The organism is Nocardiopsis sp. FR4 (genome assembly GCF_009830945.1).
Classification (GTDB): domain Bacteria; phylum Actinomycetota; class Actinomycetes; order Streptosporangiales; family Streptosporangiaceae; genus Nocardiopsis.
Genome location: NZ_VWVV01000011.1, coordinates 108,749 through 120,897, shown reverse-complemented (window position 1 = coordinate 120,897; position 12,149 = coordinate 108,749). Strand labels below are relative to the sequence as shown.

General features: G+C 73.2%; 7 protein-coding genes. 2 read left to right on the top strand and 5 right to left on the bottom strand.

Going from position 1 to position 12,149, the window contains the following annotated elements; all coding sequences use genetic code 11:
- Nucleotides 1-8: 8 nt before the first annotated feature.
- The 4 genes from FYW95_RS12860 to FYW95_RS12845 all read right to left on the bottom strand — a co-directional run bounded on the left by FYW95_RS12860 (nucleotide 9) and on the right by FYW95_RS12845 (nucleotide 5,348).
- Entirely contained in the window at nucleotides 9-662 is a 654-nt protein-coding gene (locus tag FYW95_RS12860) for an MBL fold metallo-hydrolase (protein WP_159942719.1), read from the bottom strand.
- A gap of 194 nt (nucleotides 663-856) precedes the next feature.
- Nucleotides 857-1,672, bottom strand: a complete 816-nt coding sequence (locus FYW95_RS12855; protein ID WP_159942720.1) for an enoyl-CoA hydratase-related protein — start codon at nucleotides 1,670-1,672, stop codon at nucleotides 857-859.
- A gap of 290 nt (nucleotides 1,673-1,962) precedes the next feature.
- Complete coding sequence (locus FYW95_RS12850; RefSeq protein ID WP_201294843.1) at nucleotides 1,963-2,541, bottom strand: DUF5998 family protein; 579 nt, start codon at nucleotides 2,539-2,541, stop codon at nucleotides 1,963-1,965.
- An 86-nt stretch (nucleotides 2,542-2,627) separates the two neighbouring features.
- Nucleotides 2,628-5,348 (bottom strand): bifunctional acetate--CoA ligase family protein/GNAT family N-acetyltransferase, encoded by a 2,721-nt coding sequence (locus FYW95_RS12845; RefSeq protein ID WP_159942722.1) that lies wholly within the window; start codon nucleotides 5,346-5,348, stop codon nucleotides 2,628-2,630.
- Nucleotides 5,349-5,667: 319 nt separating this feature from the next.
- Between FYW95_RS12845 and FYW95_RS12840 the strand changes: the two genes are divergently transcribed.
- Nucleotides 5,668-6,603 (top strand): carbohydrate kinase family protein, encoded by a 936-nt coding sequence (locus FYW95_RS12840; RefSeq protein WP_159942806.1) that lies wholly within the window; start codon nucleotides 5,668-5,670, stop codon nucleotides 6,601-6,603.
- An 18-nt stretch (nucleotides 6,604-6,621) separates the two neighbouring features.
- Here FYW95_RS12840 and FYW95_RS12835 read toward each other — a convergent pair whose 3' ends face one another.
- Entirely contained in the window at nucleotides 6,622-8,820 is a 2,199-nt protein-coding gene (locus FYW95_RS12835) for a RecQ family ATP-dependent DNA helicase (protein ID WP_236567799.1), read from the bottom strand.
- Nucleotides 8,821-9,069: 249 nt separating this feature from the next.
- Here FYW95_RS12835 and FYW95_RS12830 point away from each other — a divergent pair, with 249 nt between their 5' ends.
- Nucleotides 9,070-11,970 carry a glycosyl hydrolase gene (locus FYW95_RS12830; RefSeq protein WP_159942723.1) on the top strand — a complete coding sequence of 967 codons (2,901 nt, stop codon included), beginning with the start codon at nucleotides 9,070-9,072 and terminating at the stop codon, nucleotides 11,968-11,970.
- The last annotated feature ends 179 nt before the right edge of the window (nucleotides 11,971-12,149 follow it).

Below are 12,149 nucleotides of genomic sequence, written 5' to 3'. Positions count from 1 at the left end.
GCCCGGCGCTACCAGCCGCGTTCGCGCCACTCCCCCAGGTGCGGGCGCTCGGCGCCCAGGGTGGTGTCGCGCCCGTGGCCGGGGTAGACCCAGGTGTCGTCGGCCATCGCCCCGAACACGCGCTCCTCCACGTCCGCCAACAGCATGCGGAAGTCCTCGTCGGACCAGGTACGGCCGACACCGCCCGGAAAGAGGCTGTCACCGGTGAACAGGTGGGTGTGGCCCTCGGGGTCGTCGTAGCGCAGGGCGATCGACCCGGGGGTGTGCCCGCGCAGGTGGATGACGGTGAGGAAGCTGTCTCCCACGGGGACGAGGGAGCCGTGCACGACCGGCTCGTCCACGGACACGGGGAGTTCGCCGCTGTCGTCGGGGTGGGCGACGGTGCGGGCGCCGGTCTGGCCGACGACCTCGGCCAGCGCCTGCCAGTGGTCCTGGTGGCGGTGGGTGGTGATCACCCGGGTCAGGCTGTTCTCGCCGATGAGGTCGAGGATGCGGTCGGGCTCGGCGGCCGCGTCGATGAGGACGGCCTCGCCGGTGGTACCGCAACGCAGCAGGTAGGCGTTGTTGTCCATCGGCCCGACGGCCAGCTTGGCGATCGTCAGGTGCGGTAGTCGTCGCAGGTCGGCGGGGCCGCCGACCCTGGTATCTCCGGAGTAGCTCACCCCACCATTGTGGCCCGTGGCCGGGAGCGGGCGCACCCGGATCACAGGGACCGCGCAGGCCTCCCGGGCCGGACGTCCGGTGACCCGGTCGTCCGGCCTCCTCCGGCACGGTCAGCCGCGCACCCGGCCGGACACGGCGCGGGCCGGCAGCGGCACCGCGGGGCACCGCCCAGGCGGACCCGGCGGGGCAGGGCTCAGCGGGCCCAGCGCGGCGGGCGCTTCTCGAAGAAGGCCGCGCGCCCCTCGGCCGCGTCCTCGCTGGCGAAGAACTCCGCGGACAGCTCGCCCATACGGGCGAAGGCCTCCGTACGGCGGTCGGGAGCGGCCAGGGCTCCGGAACCGAGTTCGCCGAGGAGCTCCTTGGTGCGCGACAGCGCGCGGGGGGCCGAGCCGCGCAGGCCCTGCAGGACCGCCTCCACGGCGTGGTCCATGTCGCGGTCGGGCACGGCCTGCGTGAGGAGACCGGCCTTGGCCGCGGCCGAGGCGTCGAACAGCTCGCCGGTGAGGAAGTAGCGGCTGAGCTGGCGCGAGTGCATCCGGGCCGACACCGGCACGGAGATGATGGCGGGGACCACGCCGATGCGCACCTCGGTGAAGGCGAACGTGGCGCTCTTGGGCGCCAGCGCGATGTCGGCGGCCGCCACCAGGCCGATGCCGCCGGCGCGGGCGGCCCCGTTGAGGACGGCGATCACCGGCTTGGGGGCGCCCATGATCTGCTCGAAGATCTCGGGGAGTTCGGGGGCGGGTTCCACGGGGGCGCCCTGGAGCGCGGCGCCCACCTCCTTGAGGTCGGCTCCGGCGCAGAACACCGGCCCGCTGCCGGTGAGCACGATGCCGCGCGCCCCGTCGTCGGCCACCGCTTCGGCGAGGGCCTTGGACAGTTCCGAGCGCAGCCGCGCGGACAGCGCGTTGCGGTTGTGTGGGGAGTCCAGGGTCACCGTGGCGATCGCGCGGTCGACGGTCAGGCGTACCAGGGGGGTGTCGGGCGTCGGGGACGGGTGCTGCGTCATCGCAGGCTGACCTTTCTCCGGATGCGTCCTCGCGTGCGCGGGGAGGGTGTGGAAACGCGCGCACGCTGGTCGCGGCGCGCGTACGCTTCGGGCTTGTGGCCGCTCGCGTCTGGCTTGTTGCGCTCTACGCGAGTCTCACCCTAGACGCACCGGTTGTTAAGGCACCACGTTTGTTCACACCCTGTTGGTTAAGTCCCGGTGACGGGCGCCGGCGCCCGTGTTACGCGGCCCGGCGGAACGCACCGGGCCCGCGCCACCGGCCCGCTCGCCCCCGAGCCGCCGGGGCCCGCTCAGGGGCGGGTGGTCGCCTCCGACAGGGCGTCGGCGAAGTGCATCATCGCCGCGACGGCCCCGGCGCCGTCCGCCGCCTCGCTCACCCGCAGGGTCAGCGGCTCCGCGGTGATCGCACCGGTGTACCCGTGGTCGAGCTCGCACGTCTCGTCCGCGCAGGAGGCCGGTTCGAGGTCGATGTGGGCGATGGCGCCCCAGTTCACGGAGAGGTTGACGCTCAGCACCAGCTCGCTGGGCATGCTGCCCGGCGTGTACTGGGCGGGGTTGGGAACCACCCGGGTCAGGGCCACCGACTGGATGTTGGCCAGCTGGATGCTGTCGGTCGTGGTGGAGGCGTGCGAGGTGCCGCCGGGCTCGGTGGGGGGATGCTCGTCGGTGTGGCACACCACGAGCCGGGTCGCGGTCAGCAGCATCACGGTGATGTGCCGACGCATCTCCATGGCCGGGTCGAAGGTCGCCTCGTGGTGCACGATGAACGCCTCGGCGCTCTCAGCACCCAGAGCCGCGGCGACGGCGTCGATCACCAGCGCAGGGTAGTACCCGCTGCGTTCGATCTCCGATCGCCAGTCCGTGGACACGGCACGTGTTTTCCTCATACCCCTATCCTGCCCCCTTCCCGTGACGGTTCGCGACCGGGAGGTGAAACGGGACGTCCATCCCATGGTCAGAACGTCACCCCGCGCAGCCTCCGCGGACCGGCGTCGGGCCGCACGTCGGGGGCCTCGCGCAGCCACATGCGGGCACCCAGCACGTGGGCGCCGGTGGCGTTGACCAGGACCGGGTCGAGGTCGATGTAGCCGATCTCGGGGAAGGCCTCCACCAGGCGCGACACCCGGATGAGGAGTTCCTCCAGCGCCTCGACGTTGGGCTGCTCGGCCAGCGAGGTGGCGCCCGCGGGCAGACCGAACAGCAGCGGGGCGGCGCGCACGGCGTGGATGAGGTCGGCGGCGTCCACGTCGGTGAGCGGCGCCAGGCGGAAGGACCGGTCGTCGAGCAGCTCGGCGGTCACGTCCGCCAGCCCGAAGGAGACCACCGAGCCGAAGGACTGGTTGTCACCGGCCCGGATGACCGTGGGCACTCCGGGGGCGACCATGCGCTGCACGACCAGCGTGGCCTCCTCCCCGAAGCGGTCGTGCAGGGAGGCGTAGGCGCTGCGCACGTCCTCGGGCGTGCGCAGGTCGGCGCGCACGAACGTTCCGCCCGCGCGCAGGCGCAGGTCGGGCGAGTCGGCCTTGACCACCGCCGGGTAGCCCAGTTCGCCGGCGGCCACCACGGCCTCCTCCTCGGAGGTGACCGGGATGTCGGGGTAGGCGGTGATGCCGTAGCAGGACAGCAGTTCGCGGGCGTCCTCCCCGGAGATCGCGGTCTCCTCGTCGTAGCGCCGCTCCCCGCCGAACCAGGCGATCTCCTCCGGCGTGGGCGCGGCGCTCTTGAGCGCCCGGGTGATGGTGGCGCGGGCGCGGGCCCGGTCGATGTCGGGGAGTTCGGGGTGGCGTCCGGGCTTGCGGTCGCGCCACTGGGCGTAGCGGGTGGCGTAGGCCAGGGCGCGCACCGCGTCCTCGGGCGAGGGGTAGGAGGGCACCGACCCGCGCAGCGTCTGGCCGCGCTCGCCCACGTGACGCAGTTCCTCGGGGACGCCCTGCCGGGCCAGATAGGTGGTGACGATGGGCTTGGCCGACCCCAGGGAGCGGGCCCGCAGCACCCGGGCGACGTCGTCGGAGATGGGGTGCAGCGCGGGGACGAACACGACCACGACCGAGTGCACGTCCTCGTCGGCCAGCGCGGCCTCCAGGGCGCGGTCGAAGTCCTCGGCGGTGGCCTGCGGCCCCAGGTTGACGGGGTCGTGCGGCTTGAGCCCCTGGCGCACGGCCGCGTCCTTGACCAGCAGCTCCAGGGAGTCGGAGTTGCCGATGACGCCCACGCGCGGTCCCTGGGGCAGCGGCTGGTAGGCGAAGACCTGCGCTGCGTCGAACATCTGCGTGATGTCGTCCACCCGCACCACCCCGGCCTGCTGGAACAGGGAGGTGACCGCGTAGTCGGGCAGGGAGAGCCCTCCCGCGGCGTGGCCGGTGGGGGTGGTGTGCGCCGATCCGCCGCTGCGCACCGCCACGACGGGCTTCTGCTTGGCCAGGCGGCGGGCCAGGCGGGTGAACTTGCGCGGGTTGCCCAGCGACTCCAGGTACTGCAGGACGACCTCGGTGGCCGGGTCCTCCTGCCAGTACTGCATGAGGTCGTTGCCGGACACGTCCGCGCGGTTGCCCGCCGAGACGAAGGTGGACAGGCCCATCCCGCGTTCGGCGACGCGCTGGAGGATGGCCCGGCCCAGGGCGCCGGACTGGGAGAAGAAGCCGATCGTGCCGGTGGGCGGCAGGTCCGGGGACAGGGTGGCGTTGAGCGAGACGGCGGGGTCGGTGTTGGCGATGCCCAGGCAGTTGGGGCCGACCACGCGCATCCCGGCTGCGCGCGCGGTGCGCACCAGCTCGTCCTGGCGGGCGCGGCCCTCGGGGCCGGTCTCGCCGAACCCGGAGCTGACCACGATGAGGCCGTGCACGCCCTTCTCCGCGCACTGCTCCACCACGTCGACCACCATGTCGGCGCGCACCGCCACGACGGCGAGGTCGACCTGGTCGGGGATGTCCAGGACCGAGGGGTAGGCGCGCACGCCCACGACCGCCTTGGCCTCGGGGTGGACCGGGTAGACGGGACCCTGGAACTCCCCGCCCAGGAGGTTGCGCAGGGCGGTCTGTCCGATGGTGTGCGCCGTACGGCTGGCGCCGATGACCGCGACCGAGTTCGGGAAGAGCAGGCGGGCGATGGAACGCGACTCCGCGCGCTGCTCGCGGGCCCGCATGACCTCGGTGGAGTCGTCGGTGGGCTGCAGGTCCAGGGTGAGGCGGATGACGCCCTCGTCGAAGGTCTGCTGCGCGGTGTACCCGGCCTCGCGGAAGACGTTGATCATCCGGCGGTTCTCGGGCAGCACGTCGGCGATGAAGCGGCGCACGCCCCGTTCGCGGGCGGCCGCGCCGATGTGCTCCAGCAGCACCGAGGCCAGGCCGCGGCCCTGGTGGGCGTCCTCCACCACGAAGGCGACCTCGGCCTCCTCCGGCGCCACCTTGTCGTAGCGCACCACCGCGACGAGGGAGTCGGAGATGGTGGCGACCAGCGCCACGCGGTCCTCGTAGTCGACGTTGGTAAAGCGTTTGACGTCGCGGTCGGAGAGCTTCGGATAGGGCGCGAAGAACCGGTAGTAGATCGTCTCCGGGGAGAGCCGGGCGTGGAACTCGCGGAGGAGGTCGGCGTCTTCGGGGGTGATGGGGCGCAGGTGCGCGGTGCCTCCGTCGGTCAGGACGACGTCGGCTTCCCAGTGGTTCGGGTAGGACTGCACGACTGCGAGACTAGACGACAAACGACCGAATCAGGAGAAATTCCGCGCGGGCGCGGCGAAATCCCCACCTCGGACGGCGCACGGCGTGTCACCTCCGTCGCCCCGGCCCGGAGCTGGCCGGTCACGGGGGACCGGGCGCGCCGGAGGGTTCGGTCCCGCCGCGGACCGCGGTCCCGGTTGGCACCGTGTCAGGTCGCGTGTTGGGTTCCGTGTGGCCTGGGCGCCGTCACTTCGTTACACGCCGCTGACGGTTCACCTGTTAACGTCATGCGAGCACGGAATCTCATAACCCTCGGCGGTGGCTGGCGAAATGACACGAGTGGTCGTGATCGGTGACCTGATGACCGACGCCGTCGCGCGCGCGTTCCACCCGTTGGCCCGCGGCAGCGACACTCCGGCGTCCGTGATCATGTACGGCGGTGGTTCCGGTGCGAACATCGCCTCGTGGCTGGCCGTGGAGGGCACCGACACCACGTTCGTGGGCCGTCGCGGCTCCGACATCACCGGGCGCACCCGCGAGATGGAGCTCATGGGCTACGGCCTGGACTCGCGCATGGTGATGGACCCCGAGCGCCCCACCGGCACCTGCGTGGTGATGATCACGCACAAGGGCGACCGGACGATGCTGAGCGATCCCGGGGCCAACGCCCGGCTCCAGCCAGAGGACCTGCCCCGCGACGTGTTCGGCCCGGACGGGCACCTGCACGTGTCCGGGTACACGCTCATCAACCCCGACTCCCGGCGCGCCGGGCGGGTCGCGCTGCGCATGGCCCGCGAGAGCGGTATGTCGATCTCCGTGGACGGCGGCTCGCACGCGCCGCTGGAGCGGGCGGGCGCGGAGAACTTCCTGGACTGGACGCAGGGCGCGCGGCTGCTGTTCGCCAACATGGACCAGGCCCGGGTGCTGACCGGCCGGGACGAACCCGAGGCCGCGGCCAAGGTGCTCACCGCCTGGTACCCGAACGTGGTGCTCAAGCTGGGCGAGCAGGGCGGCCTGTGGGCCTCCAAGACCCGCGAGGAGTGTGTGACCGCCCCCGCCGAGCCGGTGGAGCCCTCCCCGGGTTCGGTGGGCGCGGGCGACGCGTTCATCGCCGGTTTCCTGCCCGCGTGGCTGCTGGGACGCCACCCCAAGGAGGCCCTGGGGCGGGCGCACCGCCTGGCGGCGCGGGCCCTGCACCAGCCCGGCGCCCGGCCGGACCTGGGTGACGGCCAGCCCGTCCGCCGGGGCGCCCCGAGAGGCCAGCGTATCCGCTAGCCGCCCGGAGGGCTCCGCTCAGCCCCCGGTGGTGGCCAGCGTCAACGGCAGCACCTCCGAAGCCCCCGCCCGGCGCAGCAGCGCCGCACCCACGGCGAGGGTCCAGCCGGTGTCGGCATAGTCGTCGACCAGCAGCACCGGCCCGGGCGTGCGCTCCCGCAGGGCGGCCAGGCGCGCGCTCAGCTCCTCCCCCACCGTCAACGCGGTGTACACCTGCTCCAGGCGCAGGGCGCTGTTGTGCCGACGGGCACCGGTCCCGCGCTCAGTGCGGTACTCCAGCGCCCCCAGGGGTTCGAGCCGTCCGAGGCGGGCCAGCCGGGCGGCCAGGTCGGTGATCATGCGGGGTCGGGTGAGCGAGGGCATCGCCACCACCCCGACGGGGCGCCGCTCCCAGTCCCAGGCCGCCAGCACCCGCACCACCCCCTGGAGCAGGCGGTCGTCCACCGGCGCGTCGGGGGCGTCGGAGGCCAGGACCCGGCGCAGCTCGTTGCCCCAGCCGATGTCGGTGAGGCGGCCCAGGGCGCGCCCCTCCCCGGCCCGCAGGTCCTCCCGGATCCTGCCGGACAGGTCCACGCCCAGGGCGGCCATGCCGGTCGGCCACTGGCGGCGGGGGGCGATCGGCGTGCCGGGACGGTCCAGGTGCTCGGCGGCGGCCTCGCGCCGGGCGGGGTCGACGTCGGTGGGCCAGTACTCCCCCGTGCACACGTCGCAGCGCCCGCAGGGAGCCGCCTCGGGGTCGTCGAGCTGGCGGCGCAGGAACTCCATCCGGCAGCTGTCGAGGTCGAGGTAGTCGAGCATGGCGCGCTGCTCGCTCTCGCGCGCCCGGCTGACGGCCGCGTAGCGCTCGGCGTCGTAGGTCCAGGGCCGGCCGGTGGCCTCCCAGCCGCCGCGGACCCGGCGGACGGCGCCGTCCACGTCCAGCACCTTGAGCATCTGCTCCAGGCGGGTGCGGCGCAGGTCCACCCGGGTCTCCAGGTGCGCGACCGTGAGCGGGCGGTCCGCGGAGGCGAGCACCTCCAGGGTCTGGCGCACGGTCTGCTCGGGCGGGAAGGACAGCCCGGCGAAGTACTCCCAGATCTGGGTGTCCTCGCGCCCCGGCAGCAGCACCGCCTCGGCCCTGCGCACACCGCGTCCGGCGCGGCCGACCTGCTGGTAGTAGGAGATCGGGGACTGCGGCGCGCCCAGGTGGACCACGAAGCCCAGGTCGGGCTTGTCGAAGCCCATGCCCAGGGCGCTGGTGGCGACCAGGGCCTTGACCCGGTTGGCGAGCAGGTCGTCCTCGGCCTCGCGGCGCTCGTCGGGGTCGGTCTGCCCGGTGTAGGCCCGTACCTCCATGCCCTGCTCGGCCAGAAAGCGCGCGGTCTCCTGGGCGGCGCTGACCGTGAGCGTGTAGACGATGCCCGACCCCTGGATCTTGGGCAGGTGCTCGGCCAGCCAGCTGAGCCGGGCGGTGGAGTCGGGGAGCCGGGCCACGGCCAGGCGCAGGCTCTCGCGCTCCAGGGAGCCGCGCAGCACCAGGGTCTCCTCACGCTCGGCGCCCGCCCTGAGCTGTTCGGCGACGTCGCGGGTGACCCGCTCGTTGGCGGTGGCGGTGGTGGCCAGCACCGGGACGCCCACGGGCAGGTCGTGCAGCAGGGAGCGGATGCGCCGGTAGTCGGGCCGGAAGTCGTGGCCCCAGTCGGAGACGCAGTGGGCCTCGTCGATGACCACCAGCCCCGCCCCGGAGGCCAGCTCGGGCAGGACCCGGTCGCGGAACTCGGGGTTGTTGAGGCGCTCGGGGCTCACCAGGAGCACGTCGACCCGGCCCGCCGCCACGTCGGCGTAGGCGGCCTCCCAGTCGGTGGTGTTGGAGCTGTTGATGGTGCGCGCGTGGATGCCCGCGCGCTCTGCGGCGGCGATCTGGTTGCGCATCAGCGCCAGCAGCGGGGAGACGATGACGGTGGGGCCCGCGCCCTCCGTGCGCAGCAGGGCCGTGGCCACGAAGTACACCGCCGACTTGCCCCAGCCGGTGCGCTGGACGACCAGGGCTCTGCGGTGCCCGGCGACCAGGGCGTGGATGGCGGTCCACTGGTCCTCGCGCAACCGGGCGGAGTCGCCCGCCAGGGCGCGCAGGTGAGCCTCGGCCCGCTCACGCAGCGCGCCGTCGGCCCCGGAGGGGGTTCCCGAGGGGTCGGCGGAGGTGTCGGAGGTGGTGTGGTCAGGGATGGGTGTGGCCATACGTCCCTTGGTACCAGAGCGGGGAGACCGCGGAGCGGTTGTCCACAGGCCCGGTCCGGGTCCTCCGGCCGGTACCGACCGAGGGCCCGAAAGGTGCACAGGGCAACCGGGGTAACAGAACGGAAACTTTCCAGTTTCCGGGATTGCGCTCATGCGTAACCGAAAGAACACTCAACGCCAGGGCTCATCTCTGGGAGCGCTCCCGTACACCCGGGGCGATCCCCCTCCGGAACGAGCGAAAGGCGCACCATGCAGCATCCGCAGCATCCACGGAGACGGCCGGGCGCCCGGCACACCCGCACCCCGGCCGCCCGGAAACGCGCGACGGCGATCCCGGGCGTCCTCGCCGCGGCCGCCGCGCTCGCGGTCGCGGCGGCCACCCTGACCGCCGACCGCGACGGCGTCGACGCCACGACCGTCGCCGCGCAGACGGTTCCCGTGGGCTCCGGCGGCTACACCGACACCCTTCCCCCGGGTGCCTCCGGACCCTCCGACCTCAACGGCAACCCGGTCTCCCCCAAGGTCACCGACGACTACGAGGGCCCCGCCCCCACCAACGAGTGGTGGTCCTCACTGATCTTCCAGCGCTACCCCGACAACCCCTACGGCGAGAACCTGTACGCCCACCCCGCCAGCTTCCGTCCCCACGCGGGCGGCCTGGAGATGGGCTACCCCGAGGACCACCAGGTCGTCGCCGACGGGCTGAAGTACGAGTACCCCCACCGGGCCGACCTGTCCCTGGGCGCGGCCGGGCTCGACTCCCCCGACACCCGCGTGGCCGACAGCGGCGACTGGACGGTCACCGCCCACTGGGAGGGCGGCGGCGCCTCCCTGCGCGTCACCCTCGGGCAGGGCCTGCCCTTCGCCTACGCCGAGACCGGCGGCGACGCCGAGGTGACCTTCTCCGCCCCGCCCGAGGTCTGGCACCAGGACGGGTCGGTCGTCGGCGCCAGCGTCGACGAGCGCCACTACGCCCTCTTCGCCCCCTCCGACACCCCCTGGAACCGGTCGGGGAACACCTTCACCGCCGCCACCGGGAACGGCGGCCACTACTCCGTCGCGGTGCTGCCCTCCCCCGAGGACCTGGACACCTTCGCCCCCTACGCGCACTCCTTCGTCACCGGCTCCGTCGTCGAGTACGACTACGACGAGGCCGCCGCCACCCTGACCAGCACCTACCGCCTGGAGACCGAGGCGCGCGAGGCGGGGGCCGAGGGTGCGCTGACGGCGCTCTACCCCCACCAGTGGGACAACGCCACCACCGACCTCACCGACCTGTCGTACGCCTCCCCGCGCGGACGGATGCGGGTGGTCGAGGGCGACAGCTTCACCACCGAGCTGACCACGCAGGGCATCCTGCCGAGCCTGCCCACGGTGGAGGAGGCCGACCACGACCGCATGCGCCAGCTCATCGACGAGGTGCTGGCGGAGGAGGAGCTCTTCCCCGAACCCGGCGACACCTACTGGGACGGCAAGGCCATGGGCCGCCTGGCCCAGCTCGTGCCCATCGCCGACTCCATCGGCCACACCGAGGCCCGCGACCGGCTGCTGGACCTGGTCAGGGGGCGTATGGAGGAGTGGCTGAGCGCGGGCGGCGACCGCCAGTTCCACCACAACGCCGAGTGGGGCACCATGCTCGGCTTCCCCGACAGCTTCGGCGCCGCCCAGGAGCTCAACGACCACGACTTCCACTACGGCTACTTCGTCTCCGCCGCCGCCGTGATCGCGCGCTACGACAGCGCCTGGGCCCGGGAGGACGCCTGGGGCGGCATGGTCCGCCTGCTCATCCGGGACGTGGCCGCCACCGACCCCGACGACCCCATGTTCCCGCGCCTGCGCTCCTTCTCCCCGTACGCGGGGCACGGCTGGGCCTCCGGGCACGCCGGGTTCGCCGCGGGCAACAACCAGGAGTCCTCCTCCGAGGGGATGCACTTCGCCGCCGCCACCGCGCTGTTCGGCTCGCTGACCGGCGACGAGGAACTGCGCGACCTGGGCGTGTACCTGCACACCACGCAGGCCTCGGCCATCGCCCGCTACTGGCAGGACCACGAGGGCACCGCCCCCTCCGACGCCAGCGCCTTCCCCGAGGACTTCGACCACGACGTCGTCGGCATGGTGTGGGGCGACGGGGGCGACTACCGCATCTGGTGGGACGGCGGCGACGAGGAGCACTACGGCATCAACTACCTGCCCATCACCGCCGGGTCGCTGTACCTGGGCCACGACCCCGAGCACGCCGGGACCATGTACCAGTCCCTGGTGGAACGCCTGGGCCGCGAACCCGAGATCTGGCGCGACATCCACTGGGAGCACCGCGCCCTGTCCGACGGCGACGACGCCCTGCGCATGTTCGAGGAGCAGTGGCGCGACTACGAGCCGGAGGCCGGCGAGTCCAAGCCGCACACCTACCAGTGGGTCTCCACACTCGCCGAGGTCGGCACCGTCGACACCTCCGTCACCGCCGACACGGCGCACTACGCGGTCTTCTCCGACGGCGGGACCCGCACCCACACCGCGTTCAACCCGGGCACGGAGCCGGTCACCGTCTCCTTCTCCGACGGCGTCGAACTGCGCGTGGAGCCGCGCTCCCTGGCCTCCACCGCCGGCGAGGGCGGCGGGGGCGACCCCGGCGGCGGTGACGGCGGCGGCCCGGGCAACGGCGACGTCGGCGACGGCCGTCTGTACCTGACCCCCTCCGCGCTCTCGGACACCGCGCCCGGCGGCGACGAGGAGATCTCCGTGGCATCGGCCGGAGGCGTCAACCGGGACGGCCAGCCTCCCCAGGACCCGGTGGTCCTGCGCGCCGACGGTCTGACCGGCTCCTTCACCGGCGGCGGCACCGCCTTCTCCCTGCCGGTGGACTCCGGTCGCGGGGTCGCCAACGCGGTCCAGGTCCGCGTCGTCTACGACCTGGACGGCGACGGCACCGACGACCGCACGGAGACCTACCGCTACTTCGCCACCGACGACCTGGACGGCTGGGAGGAGTACACGCACGGCCAGGGGCTGGCGGGCCAGGAGGGCTCCCTGGGCGACCTGGACGGCGGGTCCGTGCGCGTCGAACTGTGGAGCGCCCTGGGCGACCAGGCCTCACGGGTCCTGACCGGGCCCGACGGCGGCGCCTCGCTCACGATCCCCTTCACCGGCTGACGGAGCCCGCGGACGCGCTCGCGGCACGCCCGCGAGCGCGTCCGCGCACCGGGGGTGGTCCTTCCGCCCGCAAGCGATCTCCGGGCGAAAACCACCCACGGAAGCGGACAAAACCCCTCCGTCACGCGGCTCACATCCGCCCAACCACACGCCCGTGTACGTTTCAGTCTCTGGCACAG